The 18,067-nt window shown below is 41.2% G+C and carries 15 protein-coding genes and 2 tRNA genes; 15 read left to right on the top strand and 2 right to left on the bottom strand.

What is annotated here, in order from left to right; all coding sequences use genetic code 11:
- Nucleotides 1-483: 483 nt before the first annotated feature.
- Nucleotides 484-1,269 (top strand): YtvA family blue-light photoreceptor, encoded by a 786-nt coding sequence (gene ytvA, locus IEW76_RS19540; protein ID WP_188656056.1) that lies wholly within the window; start codon nucleotides 484-486, stop codon nucleotides 1,267-1,269.
- 104 nt (nucleotides 1,270-1,373) lie between these two features.
- Here the strand turns inward: ytvA and IEW76_RS19535 are convergent.
- Both IEW76_RS19535 and IEW76_RS19530 read right to left on the bottom strand, forming a co-directional pair.
- Nucleotides 1,374-1,445: transfer RNA gene (locus tag IEW76_RS19535), tRNA-Glu, on the bottom strand.
- A gap of 24 nt (nucleotides 1,446-1,469) precedes the next feature.
- Nucleotides 1,470-1,546 (bottom strand) — tRNA-Met (locus IEW76_RS19530).
- A 330-nt stretch (nucleotides 1,547-1,876) separates the two neighbouring features.
- Here IEW76_RS19530 and spoIIE point away from each other — a divergent pair.
- The 14 genes from spoIIE to lysS all read left to right on the top strand — a co-directional run bounded on the left by spoIIE (nucleotide 1,877) and on the right by lysS (nucleotide 17,390).
- Nucleotides 1,877-4,327: a stage II sporulation protein E gene (gene spoIIE / locus IEW76_RS19525; protein ID WP_188656055.1), complete on the top strand. Its 2,451-nt coding sequence runs from the start codon at nucleotides 1,877-1,879 to the stop codon at nucleotides 4,325-4,327.
- A gap of 256 nt (nucleotides 4,328-4,583) precedes the next feature.
- Complete coding sequence (locus IEW76_RS19520) at nucleotides 4,584-5,324, top strand: VWA domain-containing protein (protein WP_188656054.1); 741 nt, start codon at nucleotides 4,584-4,586, stop codon at nucleotides 5,322-5,324.
- Complete coding sequence (prkT, locus tag IEW76_RS19515; RefSeq protein ID WP_188656053.1) at nucleotides 5,302-6,291, top strand: serine/threonine protein kinase PrkT; 990 nt, start codon at nucleotides 5,302-5,304, stop codon at nucleotides 6,289-6,291. The genes IEW76_RS19520 and prkT overlap by 23 nt, the downstream gene beginning before the upstream one ends.
- A 90-nt stretch (nucleotides 6,292-6,381) precedes the next feature.
- Entirely contained in the window at nucleotides 6,382-7,773 is a 1,392-nt protein-coding gene (gene tilS, locus IEW76_RS19510) for a tRNA lysidine(34) synthetase TilS (RefSeq protein WP_188656052.1), read from the top strand.
- A gap of 11 nt (nucleotides 7,774-7,784) precedes the next feature.
- Nucleotides 7,785-8,330: a hypoxanthine phosphoribosyltransferase gene (hpt, locus tag IEW76_RS19505; RefSeq protein ID WP_036787165.1), complete on the top strand. Its 546-nt coding sequence runs from the start codon at nucleotides 7,785-7,787 to the stop codon at nucleotides 8,328-8,330.
- A gap of 166 nt (nucleotides 8,331-8,496) precedes the next feature.
- The gene (gene ftsH / locus IEW76_RS19500) at nucleotides 8,497-10,521 is read left to right on the top strand and encodes an ATP-dependent zinc metalloprotease FtsH (protein WP_188656051.1); all 2,025 of its coding nucleotides are present in this window, start codon (nucleotides 8,497-8,499) and stop codon (nucleotides 10,519-10,521) included.
- 269 nt (nucleotides 10,522-10,790) lie between these two features.
- The gene (hslO, locus tag IEW76_RS19495; protein ID WP_188656050.1) at nucleotides 10,791-11,663 is read left to right on the top strand and encodes an Hsp33 family molecular chaperone HslO; all 873 of its coding nucleotides are present in this window, start codon (nucleotides 10,791-10,793) and stop codon (nucleotides 11,661-11,663) included.
- A 28-nt stretch (nucleotides 11,664-11,691) separates the two neighbouring features.
- Nucleotides 11,692-12,606, top strand: a complete 915-nt coding sequence (locus IEW76_RS19490) for a peptidylprolyl isomerase (protein ID WP_188656049.1) — start codon at nucleotides 11,692-11,694, stop codon at nucleotides 12,604-12,606.
- Nucleotides 12,607-12,730: 124 nt separating this feature from the next.
- Nucleotides 12,731-13,660 carry a cysteine synthase A gene (gene cysK, locus IEW76_RS19485; RefSeq protein WP_188656048.1) on the top strand — a complete coding sequence of 310 codons (930 nt, stop codon included), beginning with the start codon at nucleotides 12,731-12,733 and terminating at the stop codon, nucleotides 13,658-13,660.
- Between the two features lie 167 nt (nucleotides 13,661-13,827).
- A complete protein-coding gene (gene folP / locus IEW76_RS19480) occupies nucleotides 13,828-14,625 on the top strand; it encodes a dihydropteroate synthase (protein WP_188656089.1) in 798 nt (265 codons plus the stop codon).
- A complete protein-coding gene (gene folB / locus IEW76_RS19475) occupies nucleotides 14,618-14,986 on the top strand; it encodes a dihydroneopterin aldolase (RefSeq protein ID WP_188656088.1) in 369 nt (122 codons plus the stop codon). The genes folP and folB overlap by 8 nt, the downstream gene beginning before the upstream one ends.
- Nucleotides 14,983-15,495 (top strand): 2-amino-4-hydroxy-6-hydroxymethyldihydropteridine diphosphokinase, encoded by a 513-nt coding sequence (gene folK / locus IEW76_RS19470; protein WP_188656047.1) that lies wholly within the window; start codon nucleotides 14,983-14,985, stop codon nucleotides 15,493-15,495. The genes folB and folK overlap by 4 nt, the downstream gene beginning before the upstream one ends.
- Entirely contained in the window at nucleotides 15,465-15,671 is a 207-nt protein-coding gene (locus IEW76_RS19465) for a helix-turn-helix domain-containing protein (protein ID WP_188656046.1), read from the top strand. The genes folK and IEW76_RS19465 overlap by 31 nt, the downstream gene beginning before the upstream one ends.
- Before the next feature lie 234 nt (nucleotides 15,672-15,905).
- Complete coding sequence (gene lysS / locus IEW76_RS19460) at nucleotides 15,906-17,390, top strand: lysine--tRNA ligase (RefSeq protein ID WP_188656045.1); 1,485 nt, start codon at nucleotides 15,906-15,908, stop codon at nucleotides 17,388-17,390.
- Nucleotides 17,391-18,067 lie beyond the last annotated feature (677 nt).

Raw genomic sequence — 18,067 nt, 5'->3', positions numbered from 1 at the left:
TGGGGAACGACTCGCTTTCCGCGGGCGAGCTGTCGAGCCTCCTCGTTCGCATACGCTCTCTGTGGGGTCTCGTCGACCTCTTTCTCCCGCAGGAGTCTCCCCGTTCCCCAGACACCCCTTATCAGAAGTTGTATAACGTCCCCTCAGCTCTAGCATGAATGGGCTCTAACAATTTGCCCTCCCCTATTGGGCATGCTTCCGTTCACTCAATATATGGCAGAGGTGGTTCGGGAAATTGCGAGACTCCTGCGGCAGTAGAAGCCTAGGGGAGACCCCGCAGAGAGCATAGCGAACGAGGAGGCTTCCCAGCTCGCCGCGGAAAGCGAGTGATTTCCCGAACCACCTTATTCTCAATTTTAGCAAACGGAAGCATTCTCTCAGCTTTAAGTCCGGCTTATATGGAGAGAGAATGTTTATTTGGTTCCTAATGTAAAGTTTTGATACTATTAAGATACATAAAACGATGAGAGTGAGGTTTTATAGGTGGAAGACATAGTAGAAGACTATATATTCAACAAGCTGTTAGAAAAAGCTGTTGATCATACACGTGTCGGTGTTACCATTACAGACCCTGGACAGCCCGATAATCCTATTATTTATGCTAATAAAGGCTTTGAACACATAACTGGTTATCATAGAAGCGAGATCTTAGGGCGTAACTGCAGATTTCTTCAGGGAGAGAGGACGCAGGAAGAACAGGTTAATCAATTAAGACAAGCCATTTCTAATGAGGAGTCTGTTGCTGTTACTGTATTAAACTACAGGAAAAGCGGAGAAGCTTTTTGGAATGAGCTACATATAGACCCGATTTATGTAGAAGAGAAAGGTAGATACTACTTTATAGGGATTCAAAAAGACGTCTCTGATAAGAAAAAAGCAGAAGAAGACCTAACGACATCAATGAATGAGGTTATAGCGCTCTCTACGCCTATTGTCCCTCTTACAGATGATATATCCGTTTTACCCCTTATAGGGAATATGGATCGAGATCGAATTGCCTTAATTTCTAACCATATAGCTGAAAAGATGACGGCGTTAAAACATAAGAAGCTAATTGTAGAGCTGTCTGGACTCATTGATTTTGATGAAGAAGTTATTCGGGGGATTTACAGACTAAACGACTTGTTGCAACTACTCGGAACAGAACTTATTATTGCCGGAATTTCACCGGAGTTTGCTATGAGGTCAGCTCGTATGCAAGTTAACTTAGACTCCATCCAATCCTTTTCATCTGTGAAAGCTGCTCTTGAGAAAGTTCAACAACCATAAAAAAAGCTGCTTCTTAAAGAAGAAGCAGCTTTTTTCTGTCATCCTATTTCACATAAATGTAAAAAAATCCACACTGTTGTGTGGTAGGACAAGAATTCGGATGATGACCCGTACGGGATTCGAACCCGTGTTACCGCCGTGAAAGGGCGGTGTCTTAACCACTTGACCAACGGGCCGTTGGTTTATACAGTAAAAAAATATGGTAGCGGCGGAGGGGATCGAACCCCCGACCTCACGGGTATGAACCGTACGCTCTCGCCAGCTGAGCTACACCGCCATGTTTTTACTATGTAGTAAAGAGTGTTTACTTTGTTGTTTCGAAATGTTTATCCCGAAGTCACAAGCAATATATTACACGACCATTGTCGAAGTGTCAACGGATTTTATTAATGTCATTATTTTTTGAATATTTACCGCTTCATTTTGAAATAAGATAAGGGAATCCGACAGGGGAATGAGAAGGGTTGTGAGAAAGGATCAAACAATTTGCCGAAACAAGCCCGCCCGTATAGAAAGCCGTCGAAACTTTTATTTACTTCTTTCTGATGTTTTGACAAAAAAAGCTAGTCCTGTGTGATTAAATAAATCACTAAGGGGGAGTGTTTAAATGGAGATCTTAACCAAACGAGCAGTCAAGGAAATGAGTGGGATGGGATTAGCCACTTTAGAAAATTGGAAGCGGAGGATGGGGGAGCAGGCGAAAATCTTCATGATCGAGCGTGGCTGGCTTTTATGGATTGTTGGCTTCTTGTTAGGACGAGCAATTGTTCTTTCGTCAGTATCGCCTTTTGCCCTTTCTTTTCTCGCTTCTGTATGGCTAATGAGAAAAGATAAGTCGTTAAAAGTTATGACCGCTGTTCTTTGCGGATCGCTAACCTATCATTGGCAACACAGTCTATATGTATTTGCTGCTATGCTAAGTTTCTTTTTGCTAGCTTTCGTGCTTCAACGAATGAAGAAACAACAAGAGGTTTTACCATTTGTTGTATTTATGGCAAGTCTAGCTCCAAGGGTCGTGGCGTACACCCTTATTCAACCGGCTGAACCTTATGATTGGATGTTAGCAATCGTAGAAGCAAGCCTGAGTGCAATCTTAGTACTTATCTTTATGCAGAGCATTCCATTGTTATCACCGAAACGATATAAACAATCGTTAAAAAACGAAGAAATTGTTTGCATGATCATTTTATTAGCTTCCGTGCTCACCGGAACGATTGGTTGGCAAATATACAATATTTCACTTGAGCAGACGTTGTCTAGGTATCTGGTCCTTTGGTTAGCGTATATAGGAGGAGCGGCTATAGGTTCCACTGTTGGTGTGGTAACCGGTTTAATCTTAAGTCTTGCAAACGTAGCTAGTTTATATCAAATGAGTTTATTGGCTTTTTCAGGATTATTGGGGGGCTTGTTAAAAGACGGGAAAAAAATCGGAGTAGGGGTCGGCTTATTTGTTGGTACGATGCTTATCGGTATATATGGAGAAGGGTTAGGGTCCCTTGCCCCATCGATGCTTGAATCCTCTGTAGCTGTTCTCCTCTTTTTTGTAACACCTGAAAAATGGATTCGTAGTTTAGCCAGGTATATCCCTGGTACTAATGAACATTCGCAAGAACAGGAGCAATACTTACAGAAGATCCGTAACGTAACGGCCAATCGAGTGGAGCAATTCTCGAGTGTATTTCAGGCGCTTTCGAAGAGCTTTGCGCAAGTCCAGCACCATATGGATGAAGAACAAGAAAGCAAGGAAACCGATTATTTCCTGAGCAATGTTACCGAGAAAACGTGCCAATCATGTTTCAAGAAGGATAAATGCTGGGCACAGCAGTTTGACCAGACTTATGGTTATATGAAAGAGATGATGACAGAATTAGATGCAGGAACGTTCCATCACAAACGGAAACTTCAAGCAGATTTTGAGAAGCATTGTGTGAAGTCTAAAAAGGTCATAGAAACGATGAACCATGAATTATCATTCTTTCAAGCCAATCAGCGTTTGAAAAAACAAGTGTTAGAAAGTAGGAGGTTTGTTGCAGACCAGCTTAATGGCGTATCGGAAGTAATGGGAGATTTCGCGAAGGAAATATTAAAAGAACGGGAGAATCATGAGTTACAGGAAGAAGAAATTGTCCAAGCTTTAAAAGGGATGGGGTTCGAAATTGAACAGCTTGAGGTTTATAGCTTGGAGGCGGGCAATATTGATATCGATATGACTCTTTCCTTCTATGATTATAAAGGGGAAGGGGCGAAGATTATAGCTCCGGTGTTATCCGAAATTTTAAATGAAACCATTATGGTTAAGCATGAGGAGATCTCACCTTTCCCTAATGGGTATGGGTCATTTTCATTCGGATCAACAAAGAAATTCGTCATTGATACTGGGGTGGCTCACGCTGCTAAAGACGGTGGTTTAGTTTCTGGAGACAGTTATTCAACTATGGAGCTTGGAGCGGGTAAGTATGCTGTTGCAATTAGTGATGGGATGGGGAACGGAGAAAGAGCTCATGTAGAAAGTATGGAAACGTTGCGGCTTCTTCAGCAAATTTTACAATCTGGGATTGAGGAGAAGGTAGCGATTAAATCTATTAATTCGATCCTTTCTCTCCGAACAACTGATGAAATTTTTTCTACTCTAGATCTAGCGGTTATTGATCTTCAAGATGCTGCTGTAAAGTTTCTGAAGATCGGATCCACACCTAGTTTTATTAAGAGAGGAGATCAGTTGAGCAAAGTAGAAGCCAGTAATCTTCCTATGGGAATTATACAAGAATTCGATGTGGAGGTTGTCAGTGATCAACTGAAGCCAGGGGATTTACTCATTATGATGAGTGATGGGATTTTTGAAGGACCTAAGCACGTAGAGAATATTGATATGTGGTTAAAACGAAAAATTAGAGATATGGAAACCGAAGATCCTCAGGACGTAGCTGATCTGTTACTAGAGGAAGTGGTCAGAACCCGTTCGGGTGCTATTGAGGACGATATGACAGTCGTGGTTGCAAGAATAAATCATAATGTACCGCAATGGGCTAACATCCCTGTAATGGGGCGGGCACAATAAATGAAAAAGAGTACCTTTTGGAAAGAGGTACTCTTTTTTGGCTAGCTTCCCGAGACCCCTCGCTTTTGTAACGACTAGCTCAAGCACCAATCCCTTCGAGACTTAAGATAACCTGCTCATAGGGGGAATCCCTTCTGTGAGCAGGTTGTCTTAAGCTGATCGGGATACCATGGTGCTTTCGCTTTTGGAACTTACTAGTATAAAAGCAATGAATCTAGTCGAAGATGGTAGTAGTTTATGGAGGAGGAGATATCTCATGAATAAAGGAACATTGAAGCAAATTCTTTTGATAACTGATGGGTGTTCGAATCAAGGTGAAGATCCGGCTGCTGTGGCAACGTTGGCTTATCAGCAAGGGGTGACAGTGAATGTGATTGGAATTCTAGAAGATCAGCAATCTGAGCAACCAGAAGGGTTAGAAGAGGTCGAGGAAATAGCCATGAGCGGAGGAGGCGTAAGCCAAATTGTATATGCTAAGTCTTTGTCTCAGACCGTTCAGATGGTAACCAAACAAGCTATGACCCAGACTCTTCAAGGAGTTGTAAACCAAGAATTGCAACAAATCCTTGGGGCGAAACAAGAGATTGAAGATCTTCCTCCTGAAAAGCGCGGAGAAATCATGGAAGTTGTAGAGGATTTAGGTGAAACATGTGATTTAGAAGTATTGGTGTTGGTTGATACAAGTGCGAGTATGCACAATAAACTGCCGACCGTTCGAGATTCATTGTTTGATTTATCGCTTAGCCTAAACGCTCGGATGGGGAAGAATCGTTTCTCGATCTATACATTCCCTGGTAAACGTAAAGAGATGGATAAGATTATGGATTGGACGCCTAAGCTTGATTCGATCTCCTCTGTCTTTCCAAAACTGACGAGCGGAGGGATTACACCAACCGGCCCGGCCTTAAGAGAAGCCATGCAACAATTCACGAAGAAGAGAAGCCTGCGTAACTTAATAGGTCGTGAAGATACCGATGTGGAAGAGTCAGGGTATTAATTTATCCCCTGGAACTGTCATTAAAGGAAAATGGCATTACCGCTCGTATACCATTGTAAAGAAATTAGGTTCCGGGGCTATGGGTACTGTTTATTTAGCTACTGAGAATGGTCAATCGGTAGCCATTAAATTCGGACACAATAGTTCTTCCATTACGACTGAAGTAAATGTATTACGTACATTACAAAAGGTCCAGGACCATAAACTTGGACCTTCTTTGTTAGATGTGGATGACTGGGTTTTAAAAGATGGATCTCAAGTATCTTTCTATGCCATGGAATACCTTAAAGGTAAAGAACTAAATCGTTTTGTTCAGGAACATGGGTTTGAGTGGGTAGGCATTCTTGCGGTTCAACTATTAGAAGATTTAGAGCATCTCCATCAATTTGGGTGGGTGTTCGGGGATCTCAAAACTGATAATCTACTGGTCACGTTTCCCCCAGCGAGGATGCGCTGGTTAGATGTTGGCGGCACAACTCAAGTGGGAAGAGCTATTAAAGAATATACCGAGTTTTATGATCGAGGGTATTGGGGGATGGGGTCGAGGAAAGCTGATCCTCAATATGATCTATTCGCATTTGCCATGGTTATTTTACAAATTGAGTACCCTGGTCGTTTTGAAAGAGGCACACATCCTGAGAGAGCCTTGTTTATGAAATTAAAGCAGGCGAATAACATAGCTCCATACCAGGAGATCCTTGGGAAGGCGCTACGTTCGGAGTACAACTCTGCTGCAGAAATGAAAGATGCGTTAACATCTTTGTTATTAGCTTCCCCAACCCAAAGCAAACGAAATACAAGAGCTGGCAGAAAACAATCTCATTCTGTTCAACCATCCCGAAAGAAGCCAACTGCAACGGTTCCTTATTCAGGCGCTTCTACATCAGCACATAAGTGGGAGATCGTTGGAATCGTCATGACGGTTTGCTTATTTTATATGATGTATGTAGTGATGCAGTGGATTTAAAACAATGAATCTTACGTTTTGCAGTGGTTGAATTATAAATGGTAGGATAGAAATGGCATATAAAGAATAAATAGAACGGAGTTGGGGCAATTGTTTAGCCAAAAGGTCGATCAATTTGTCCAAAGGCATCAGCTTTTTTCACTGAATTCTACCGTATTAGTAGCTGTATCTGGAGGGCCTGATTCCATGGCTCTTCTGCATTATTTAAAAAGCAGAATGGATCGCTTTGGGTTTCATATTGTAGTTTTAACGATTGATCATTCTTTGAGAGGGGTAGACTCGAAGGAGGATGTTCATTATGTAACTTCAATCTGTAAGAAGTGGAATATCGAATGTGAGTCAGTTACGTTAGATGTGCCAGCATATAAGGAGCTATACGGGGTTGGAACACAAGAAGCGGCAAGGAAGCTGAGATATCAGTATTTTGAAGATCAAATGAAAAAGCATAATGCTTCGTACCTTGCCACGGGGCACCATGGCGACGATCAGGTAGAGACGGTCCTGATGGAAATGACCCGGGGAGCGGAGCCAAGTAGCATTCGCGGCATTCCTGTGTACCGACCGTTTAGCGTGGGTCAGATTGTTCGACCGCTTTTGTGTGTGACGAAAGAAGAAATTGAATCCTACTGTGAGAAGAACGGGATTAGTCCTCGTATAGATGAGTCGAATAAAACGACAGCTTATACAAGGAACTCATTCCGAGCGCACGTATTACCCGTGCTCAAGTCTCACAACCCGAAGGTTCATGAACATATGCAGTATTTTCAAGAATACCAGCGTGATGATGAGGCGTATTTGATGCAGGAAGCTAAAAAGATTTTTGACTCATCTCTTATTCATAAAAAAAATCAGGAGATCAAGTTTAATCGAAGTGGTTTTTTAAACGTTCCTTCACCTTTACAAAGGAGAACCTTTCACTTAATATTAAACTATCTGTATCAAGAACCCTCTTTTGATGTAACTTATCATCATTGGGAGCAATACATACGAATAGTTAGAGATGAGACCCCGCAAGCAATGATGCATTTGCCGAGAGGTCTGTCTGTTGTTCGTTCTTATGAGAATATCGCTTTTACATTTAAGAAGCAGGAAGCGGTCCCTTTTCATTATTTGCTAAACGTGCCAGGGGAATTGGTTTTGCCTGATGGAGCTTATATTTATGCCGACTATGACGACTATAATAGGGGTCAAGAAAGCCATCATTTTGCTTGTGATATAAGTAACGTAACCTTACCTCTCATCGTTCGGACGAGAAAGCCGGGCGATAAATTTATTCCTAAAGGAATGAAAGGGCGTAAAAAGGTGAAAGACTTATTTATTGATGAAAAGATCCCTAATGAACAACGCAGCAATTGGCCAATTGTTACAGATGCGAATGGTCAAATTCTGTGGGTCGTTTCATTAAAAGAAGCAAACATTCCAGTTAATCAACAACACCCGATCTGGTTACATCTTACTTATGAGAATCACAAGAACTTCTAGGAGGATGGAAAATGCATAATGATATCGAAAAAGTCTTAATTTCCGAGGAGGAACTACAATCAAAAGTTAAAGAACTCGCAGCACAACTGTCTGAAGATTATGAAGGCAAGTTCCCTCTAGCAATTGGTGTTCTAAAAGGTGCCATGCCATTTATGTCTGACCTATTAAAGCGTATGGACACATACTTGGAAATGGACTTTATGGATGTATCTAGTTATAACGGTACAATGCAGTCATCAGGTGAAGTGAAAATTGTTAAAGATTTAGACACACAGGTAGAAGGAAGGGACCTTCTCATTATCGAAGATATTATCGATAGTGGCTTGACTTTAAGCTACCTTGTTGATTTGTTTAAATACCGTAAAGCTAAGTCCATCAAGATTGTGACCCTTCTTGATAAACCATCAGGGCGTAAAGGTGACGTTAAAGCGGATCTTGCAGGATTTGAGGTACCTGATGAATTTGTAGTAGGTTATGGGTTAGACTACCAAGAGAGGTATCGTAACCTGCCATACATTGGTGTCTTAAAACCAGCCGTTTACGGTGGGGACCAGTAAGAATAAACCCTTGTTTTATTCATATAATGCACCAAACTGGGTTGTTCCTTTAGTAAAGGATGACAATCTGTTGACAACGTTTACTCTGTAAGGGTAATTAGTTGTGTAAGTTCTTTCACATATGGTACTATTTACTATAGTTTTCTCGCCTGGGAGGAGGTAGGCAATGAACCGAATATTTCGTAATACCATCTTCTATGCGCTAATCTTTTTAGTGGTAATAGGAGTTGTTGGTCTATTCAGAGGAGATACTTCTCAAGATGAACAATTAAAATACAGTCAATTTGTTCAGCAGCTTAACGATGGTCAAATAGAGACCATGAACATTCAATATACGAACCATGCTTACAAGGTAACTGGTGACTTGGTTTCGTCTGGCGAAGAGGAAAAGCAAAGCTATACAGCTACAATCCCGGATAACGAACAAATCGTTAACCGAGTCACAGATGCTGCACAGCAACAAGGAATTGAAACAGTTGATTTTGAGAAAGCGGAAGAGCCTAGTGGATGGGTGACATTCTTCACTTCCATTATTCCGTTTGTAATTATCTTCATTTTATTCTTCTTCTTACTGAACCAAGCTCAAGGTGGCGGAAGCAAAGTAATGAACTTTGGTAAAAGTAAGGCTAAATTATTTAATGAAGAGAAGAAGAAAGTACGTTTTAAAGATGTAGCCGGAGCAGATGAGGAGAAACAAGAACTTGTTGAAGTTGTTGATTTCCTAAAAGACCCTCGTAAATTTGCCTCCATTGGTGCACGTATTCCAAAAGGTGTTCTACTAGTGGGACCACCAGGAACAGGTAAAACGTTACTAGCACGCGCTGTAGCCGGAGAAGCGGGCGTACCGTTCTTCTCAATCAGTGGTTCAGACTTCGTAGAAATGTTCGTTGGTGTTGGTGCTTCTCGTGTACGTGATCTTTTCGAAAACGCGAAGAAGAACGCACCATGTATTATCTTTATCGATGAAATTGATGCTGTTGGTCGTCAACGTGGAGCAGGCTTAGGCGGAGGTCACGATGAACGTGAACAAACGCTTAACCAATTACTCGTTGAAATGGATGGTTTCGGAGCAAATGAAGGAATCATTATCATATCTGCGACCAACCGACCTGATATTCTTGACCCAGCCTTACTCCGTCCAGGACGTTTCGACCGTCAAATTACCGTAAACCGTCCGGACTTAAAAGGACGCGAAGAAGTGCTACAAGTACATGCTCGTAATAAGCCGCTTGATGAGGAATCAATTGATCTTCATACAATCGCCATGCGTACTCCAGGATTTTCTGGGGCGGATCTTGAGAACTTGTTAAACGAAGCTGCGTTAGTAGCTGCTCGTGCCGACAAAGAAAAGATCGATATGGTATCAGTAGACGAAGCAATTGATCGTGTCATTGCGGGTCCTGCTAAGAAGAGCCGTGTGGTCTCTCAAAAAGAACGTAATATTGTTGCTCACCACGAGAGTGGACACACCATTATTGGTATGGTGTTAGATGAGGCTGATATGGTACACAAAGTAACGATTGTGCCTCGTGGTCAAGCTGGTGGTTATGCAGTTATGCTTCCTAAGGAAGATCGCTTCATGATGACTCAACCTGAGCTTCTAGATAAGATCGCAGGTCTACTCGGCGGACGTGTCGCAGAGGAAATCATGTTTGGCGAAGTAAGTACTGGTGCCTCTAACGACTTCCAACGTGCGACAAGTATTGCGCGCAAAATGGTTACTGAATACGGTATGAGCTCTAAGCTTGGACCGCTTCAATTCGGAGGAGGCGGCGGAGGACAAGTGTTCTTAGGCCGCGACATCCAGAATGAGCAGAATTACAGTGACAAGATTGCGTATGAAATTGATCAAGAAGTTCAACGTATTATTAAAGAACAGTATGACCGTGCTAAAGGCATCCTGACAGAACACAAGGAGCAGCTTGATGTAATTGCTAAGACGCTTCTTGAGGTTGAAACGTTAGATGCAGCACAAATCCGTTCTCTATTTGATAAAGGCGTTTTACCAGAAGGTTATGATGATCCAACTTATTCTTCTAAATCGGAGTCTGGAGAAGACGTAAAAGTCAACATTCAGTCTAAAGAAGAGGAAGAGCCTAAAGCGGATCTTAATAAGAAACAACCAACTGACTTAAGTAAATCTGAACCATCTGAAACGGATGAGGAAGAAAACGATAAGAAAAACGACTAATCACTCATAAGCTGCTTCAGCCTACCATGGCTGAAGCAGCTTTTGTGTGTGGTGAAGTAATTGAGTGGCAGAATCGCTATAAGTGACTAAGTTCTTTCCCTTCGTTTACAATAGTAGTGAGTACGTTTGTTGAAATGAATGATCAATATCGTTTATTTTAAATAAATAATGATAAACCATTTATAGAATAACTCGTACATATCTGTTTAGGGTATGTGGATTTACTGCATGAAGCAGGATAACGAAAATGAAAAGGAGAATGAAATAATATGAGCGATTATTTAATCCGAGCAACCGCCTATAATGGTATGGTTCGTGCATATGGAATACAATCAACGGAAACAGTAGGGGAAGCGGTACGTCGTCAAGATACGTATGCAACAGCTTCAGCTGCACTTGGACGCACCTTAACCATCTCAGCGATGATGGGTTCTATGATGAAAGGTGACGATAAGCTTACGATTAAAGTAGAAGGTGGAGGACCGATCGGCGCAATCATTGCAGATGCTACAGCTCATGGTGATGTACGCGGGTATGTATCCAACCCTCACGTAGATTTTGATTTAAATAATAACGGAAAGCTAGATGTTCGGAGTGCGGTAGGTACAACAGGAACACTAAGTGTTGTAAAGGATTTAGGACTAAAAAATAACTTTACAGGGGAAGTACCGATTGTATCTGGGGAGATTGGGGAAGACTTTACTTATTACTTCGCTAATTCTGAACAGGTTCCATCAGCAGTAGGTGCGGGTGTGTTAGTAAACCCGGATCAAACCATCAAAGCTTCTGGCGGTTTCATTATTCAGATCATGCCAGGTGCTGATGATGAGACCATTTCAAAGATTGAGCAACAGATCAATGAACTGCCTCAGGTTTCGCGTTTAATCGATGAAGGCCATACACCCGAAGAGATGCTAGAAAAACTTCTAGATGGTGGCGAGATGAAGATATTAAGTAAATCGCCAGTTCAATTTAAATGTCAATGTTCACGCGAACGCTTAGAGCAGGCTCTTCAAGGACTAGGTAATGATGAACTTCAAGCTATGATCGAAGAAGATCATGGAGCAGAAGCGCATTGTCATTTCTGTAATGAAGCTTATCATTTCACGGAGGATCAACTCCGCGCACTTATAACTCAATAAGGTAGACAACTAGGGAAAGGTGGTTGGGATGACGAGAAAGCTTTTGTGGGGAATTATTGTAGTTCTATTTATCACAAATTTAACATCCCTGTTGGTTTGGGTGAGTACGAAAGAACAAAGCTTAACAAGCTCCACGAATAAGCTGACTCCGGTTGTAGAGGCAACAGAAGAACCGGTAGCTCTTGTTGGGGAAGAAAAGGTTCATCATGGAGAGTGGATGGCTACTCTTCAAGAGCAACATGGCAAAGACATATTGATGAATATGATCGACAAACAAGTGGTTTTTAATCTTGCCAATGAATATGAGATAGAGATTTCGAGCAAGCTCATCCAACGTGAGCTTGCGCTAATGGAGACGATGCTTCCTGTAATGGAAGAGAAAGAAATAGAAGAAAAGCGAAAACAGTGGGAAGATGATGTTCGCTATCGCTATTATTTAGAAGATCTCTTAACAAAAGACATTGGGATTAGCGAAAAAGAAATCAAAACGTTTTATGAAGATCATAAAGATCAATACGAATTTCGCACCACTTATCAACTTTCGCATATTGTTGTCCCCTCAGAGGAAGTGGCAATGAAAATAAAAGAAGAACTTGATAATGGGGCGAAATTTAGCATGTTAGCCCGAGAATATACTGAGGATGCGTTTACCAAAGATAAGGGGGGGTATCTTGGCTACTTTTCAGATGAGAGCCAGTACTTACCTTCTTTATATTATGATCAGGCGGAAAGCTTATCCTCTGGATCAGTTAGTGAACCTTTCCGTACGCACCAGGGTTACGTTTTGTTGCAACTGCACCGAACTCTCCCTTCCATCACCTTCACCTATGAAGAAATAAAAGAACAGATAAAAAGAGAAATTGCTCTTGATTATGTGAGTGATTCGTTATCGGCGCGTCCCCTCTGGAAAGAAGTTGGAGTGGATTGGATATATGGCGATTAACGAATCGCTTCTTTTTTTTAGACAGACCGATATACTTTATAGAGATTCTTTTTGTTTGACTTTTTAGAAAAATATTCTTAAATTAATTGTAAGCCTATATTATTACTTGGGATTGGGAGTGTTAATGATGAGAATAGGAAATTCAGTAGCGGATCTAATCGGAAAAACGCCTATTGTAAAGTTGAACCGTATCACGGATGAAGACAGTGCGGATGTTTATGTGAAGTTGGAATACATGAACCCTGGAAGCTCTGTGAAAGATCGTATCGCGCTTGCGATGATTGAAGCGGCAGAACAAGAGGGGGGCTTAAGAGAAGGTGATACGATCATTGAGCCTACTAGCGGAAACACTGGTATCGGTCTTGCAATGGTAGCGGCTGCTAAGGGGTATCGATCGATTCTTGTAATGCCTGATACGATGAGTGAAGAACGAAGAAACCTTTTAAAAGCCTATGGAGCAGAGTTAGTATTGACACCAGGCAGTGAAGGTATGAAGGGCGCTATTCAGAAGGCCGAAGAGTTACAGAAAGAGCACGGTTACTTTATGCCTCAGCAGTTCAATAATGAGGCTAATCCTAAAGTGCATGAGAAGACAACAGGTCCTGAAATTGTAGAACAAATGGGAGAGCAGTTAGATGCCTTCATCGCAGGGATTGGAACAGGTGGTACAATCACAGGAGCTGGAAAGGTATTGAAGGATGCCTATAGAGATATTCAAATATATGCTGTTGAGCCAGATAGCTCGCCTGTATTATCAGGGGGATCCCCGGGTCCTCATAAAATTCAAGGAATTGGGGCTGGTTTTGTCCCTAAGGTGTTGAATACAGACGTATACGACCATATTATTCAGGTAACAAACGACCAAGCCTATGAAACAGCTAGAGAAGTAGCTAAAACAGAAGGGGTTCTCGGGGGTGTTTCTACCGGAGCGGCCATCTATGCAGCGAAAGAAGTAGCTAAGAAACTAGGCAAAGGTAAGAAAGTGCTTGCTATTGTGCCAAGTAACGGAGAACGCTATTTGTCGACACCTTTATATCAGTTTGATCAATCTTAATAATACTGTCCCCCTTCCTTTTGTAGGAAGGGGGATTTTTTTGTGGTTCAATTTTATCAGTGTGATTATCTTGCTTAGATTGTGTACAATAGAATAGAAATAAAGAACCGGAGTAAAAGGAGTTATGAAAAGTGACCATTCTTCGCACAAAAGAGAAGACGTATGATATGAAGAAAGAAACGCTTGTCATGGGAATCTTAAATGCTACCCCTGACTCTTTTTCGGATGGTGGGCAGTATGATGAAGTGGAGGCTGCAGTGCAGCAAGCCATACAAATGCAAAAAGACGGGGCTCACATTATAGATATTGGCGGCGAATCTACGAGACCAGGACACGAGCCAGTAACTGAAAGCGAAGAGTTAAGAAGGGTGATCCCCATCATTCAAGCGCTACAGAAGGAAGTTACTATACCGATATCGATTGATACGTATAAAGCAGAAGTAGCTAGGCAAGCGTTAGAAGCTGGGGCTTCTATTATTAACGATGTATGGGGAGCTAAGAAGGATCGGCAAATGGCTCAAGTTGCCTCTGAATACCAAGTGCCTATTATTCTTATGCACAATCGTGAAGATCGCAACTATACAGATGTAATAGAAGATATGAAAAAAGACCTGAAAGAAAGTGTTGAGTTAGTTAAGGAAGCTGGGGTGAAGGAAGAAAACATCCTATTAGACCCAGGTGTAGGATTTGCGAAGACTCCTGACCAAAACCTATTTATAATGAACCACTTAAGTGAAATCACGTCACTTGGATACCCTGTTCTACTTGGAACTTCAAGAAAATCCTTTATTGGTCAAGCTCTTGATCTGCCAGTTGAGGAACGCATGGAAGGTACAGGGGCTACGGTTTGTTATGGTATAACCCAAGGTATTAAACTTGTTAGAGTTCATGATGTGAAATCAATTGCAAGAATGACGAAAATGATGGATAAAATGCTTGAGAAGGGGAGAAGCGATGATGGATAAGATACTTATAAAGCAGATGTCGTTTTACGGTTACCATGGTTTATTTCCGGAAGAGAATAAGTTGGGGCAGCGCTTTAAGGTAGATCTTGCTTTGGAGTTGGATTTAAAAGAAGCGGGTCAAACGGATGATATGGAAAAGAGTATTAATTATGGTCACATTTACGAAGTAACAAGAGATGTGGTTGAAGGGGAAGCCAAGCAATTGGTTGAAACGGTGGCTGAAACCATTGCTTCAGAATTGCTTTCACGTTTTGAGAAGCTTCAAGCATGTACAGTGACGGTAGTTAAACCTGATCCACCAATCCCTGGTCACTACGATTCTGTGGCAATCGAAATTTATAGGGAGCGAACAACTAGATGAAGGAAGCATATATTGCACTTGGTTCGAACATTCCCCCTAAAGCTGATTACCTTGAAAAATCCATAAATAGATTGGCAGCCCAAGAGGATATTGAAGTTTTACAAGCTTCTCCTATTTATGAAACAGTCCCTGTGGGTTATACTGAACAAAGTGATTTTCTAAATATGGTAGCTCATATTCAAACTTCATTATCTGCTTTTAAACTATTGAAAGTATGCCAGGAGATTGAACAGGAACTTGGTCGTGAACGAACGATTAAATGGGGGCCTCGTACAATCGACCTTGACATTTTATTATATAATCAAGAGAATATTGAAACAGAACAATTAGTTATACCACATCCTAGATTACATGAACGAGCCTTTGTACTCGTGCCAATGGCAGAGCTTGCTCCAAATTTAATCGTTCCTGTTATCAATGAATCTGTTTCAGATTTACTAGCTGCGTTAGCGGATGAGGAGAAAGAAGGAATTGCGAAATGGAAGCCGAAAAATGGGGTAAACGAATAAGAGCCTATAGGAAGTTGAAAGGTTATACTCAAGCTGGCTTTGCTAAGACATTGGGGATATCGGTATCTGTGTTAGGTGAGATTGAAAGAGGGGCTCGATTACCAAACGAAAGAGTTATCAACAAAATCTCAATTGAACTTAAGATTCCCCTCCAAGAATTAGCCCCTAGGGATTAAATAGGTATGAAGATCTAACAGAAGAGGAAATCTTCATAAGCGTATAAATGAAGCTATTTCCCGCTGACAGCTTTTCGCTATCCTTAACAAACATGTAGAAGATCTAAAGAGCACGAATGATGGGTTCGTAATGTTACAAAGAGGAAGTATACCATCCATTATCTTATTTTATATATGAAGCTTATGGATAATTATACTTTTTGTTTAGACAAGCTATAAATTGGAGTGATAAACATGACAGAAGAATTGAATGACCATATGCGAGTACGTCGCGAGAAACTAGCGTCATATAATGAACAAGGGATTGATCCTTTCGGTGATAAGTATGAACGTACGCACTTATCAGAAGACTTAAAAGAATCGTACGATCAGTTTTCTAAAGAAGAACTGGAAGAGAAAGCGATCGAAGTAACCATAGCCGGCCGTATTATGACTAAACGCGGTAAAGGGAAAGCTGGCTTCGCTCACTTGCAAGATCTGAAGGGTCAGATTCAAATTTATGTGCGCAAAGATACAGTAGGCGAAGAACGATATGAGCTTTTCAGTACAGCAGACATGGGAGATATCGTAGGGGTTACGGGTACGATGTTTAAGACCAAAGTAGGTGAACTTTCTGTTAAAGCAACAGAATTTCATATGCTGACAAAGTCCCTACGTCCGTTACCTGAGAAATTCCATGGACTGAAAGACGTAGAACAACGTTATCGTCAACGTTATTTAGATTTAATCACAAACCCAACAAGCCGTGATACGTTTGTGACTCGCAGTAAAATTATTCAGTCTATGCGTCGTTACTTCGATGATTTAGGCTTCTTAGAAGTTGAGACACCAACTATGCATGCTATTCCTGGTGGAGCATCTGCTCGTCCGTTTATTACACACCATAATGCGTTAGACATGCCGTTATATATGCGCATTGCTATTGAATTACACCTAAAACGTTTAATCGTTGGTGGTATGGAGAAGGTCTATGAGATCGGTCGCGTTTTCCGTAATGAAGGTGTATCAACAAGGCACAATCCTGAGTTTACGATGTTAGAACTATATGAAGCTTATGCTGACTTCCATGATGTGATGGCTCTTACAGAAGAAGTTATTGCCCACATTGCTAAGGATGTCTTGGGAACAACAACAGTACAATACGGGGATTATGAAGTGAATCTTGAGCCAAAATGGACTCGTCTTCATATGGTAGATGCTATTAAAGATTATACGGGAGTAGACTTCTGGCAGGAGATGACTGATGAAGAAGCAAGGGCTCTTGCTAAAGAAAATGGCATTGATATTGAAGACAACATGACTTACGGGCACATTGTAAATGAATTCTTTGAGCAAAGGGTAGAAGATAAGTTGATCCAACCGACATTTGTGTATGGACATCCGCTTGAGATCTCTCCTTTAGCGAAGAAGAATAAAGACGACGGCCGTTTCACGGATCGTTTTGAACTGTTTATAGTAGGCCGCGAGCACGCTAACGCATTTTCTGAGCTTAATGATCCGATTGACCAACGCCAGCGTTTCGAAGCGCAAGTTAAAGAAAGAGAAGAAGGTAATGATGAAGCACACTTAATGGATGAAGACTTCTTAGAAGCTCTTGAGTATGGTTTACCACCAACGGGAGGCTTGGGGATTGGTATTGATCGCCTTGTAATGCTCCTGACGAATTCTCCGTCTATTCGTGATGTTCTGCTATTCCCACAAATGAGAAACCGTGACTAATAAAAGGAAACTCCCTCCTGTGCATGTACAGGAGGGAGTTTTTGTTGAGTACAAGTCATTAGATGTTTAGTAGATATACCGGCAGTAATACTGCCAGGTCACTGCGCATTATAAATGTCAGACTCGTTTGAATTAACTTTAAAATAAAAAGTTATTAAAAATCCTTGCGTAACTAAAGTCTACCGTGGTACATTATTAAACGTTGCGTTAACAACAACGCAAACAACAAAACGATCTTGAGGCCGTGGTTACCAACCACATCACCTTCCTTATTAAAAGGAAAGAGATCGGGTTGAGAAAAAGAGATCAAAAAACTCAAAAAAGTTATTGACTCAAAATCAACCACATGTTAAGATATTTAAGTCGCTGTTAAACGACATAAACAACAAAACGATTTCGAGGCAGTGTTCACTAAACGCATCGCCTCCCTTATTAAAAGGAAAGAGATCGGGTTGAGAAAAAGAGATCAAAAAAACTCAAAAAAGTTATTGACTCAAAATCAACCACATGATACAATGTTTAAGTCGCTGTTAAACGGCGGGCAACAAAAAAGAAACATTTGATCTTTGAAAACTGAACGAAACAACATGTAACGTCAATGTCTTTAAATTATTTTTTAAAGCCAGTAATCATTTATTTGATGCTAGGCAAACTCTAACTTTATGGAGAGTTTGATC

The organism is Pontibacillus salipaludis, from assembly GCF_014642405.1.
GTDB classification, from domain to species: Bacteria; Bacillota; Bacilli; order Bacillales; family BH030062; genus Pontibacillus; species Pontibacillus salipaludis.
This window is presented reverse-complemented; position numbering and strand designations above follow the sequence as displayed.

Excerpts from the sequence above, each read along its gene's own strand:
- spoIIE (WP_188656055.1), top strand. The coding sequence starts at position 1,877 with ATGGAGATCTTAACCAAACGAGCAGTCAAGGAAATGAGTGGGATGGGA.
- IEW76_RS19520 (WP_188656054.1), top strand. The coding sequence starts at position 4,584 with ATGAATAAAGGAACATTGAAGCAAATTCTTTTGATAACTGATGGGTGT.
- prkT (WP_188656053.1), top strand. The coding sequence starts at position 5,302 with ATGTGGAAGAGTCAGGGTATTAATTTATCCCCTGGAACTGTCATTAAA.
- hpt (WP_036787165.1), top strand. The coding sequence starts at position 7,785 with ATGCATAATGATATCGAAAAAGTCTTAATTTCCGAGGAGGAACTACAA.
- ftsH (WP_188656051.1), top strand. The coding sequence starts at position 8,497 with ATGAACCGAATATTTCGTAATACCATCTTCTATGCGCTAATCTTTTTA.
- hslO (WP_188656050.1), top strand. The coding sequence starts at position 10,791 with ATGAGCGATTATTTAATCCGAGCAACCGCCTATAATGGTATGGTTCGT.
- IEW76_RS19490 (WP_188656049.1), top strand. The coding sequence starts at position 11,692 with ATGACGAGAAAGCTTTTGTGGGGAATTATTGTAGTTCTATTTATCACA.
- cysK (WP_188656048.1), top strand. The coding sequence starts at position 12,731 with ATGATGAGAATAGGAAATTCAGTAGCGGATCTAATCGGAAAAACGCCT.
- folP (WP_188656089.1), top strand. The coding sequence starts at position 13,828 with ATGAAGAAAGAAACGCTTGTCATGGGAATCTTAAATGCTACCCCTGAC.
- folB (WP_188656088.1), top strand. The coding sequence starts at position 14,618 with ATGGATAAGATACTTATAAAGCAGATGTCGTTTTACGGTTACCATGGT.
- folK (WP_188656047.1), top strand. The coding sequence starts at position 14,983 with ATGAAGGAAGCATATATTGCACTTGGTTCGAACATTCCCCCTAAAGCT.
- IEW76_RS19465 (WP_188656046.1), top strand. The coding sequence starts at position 15,465 with ATGGAAGCCGAAAAATGGGGTAAACGAATAAGAGCCTATAGGAAGTTG.
- lysS (WP_188656045.1), top strand. The coding sequence starts at position 15,906 with ATGACAGAAGAATTGAATGACCATATGCGAGTACGTCGCGAGAAACTA.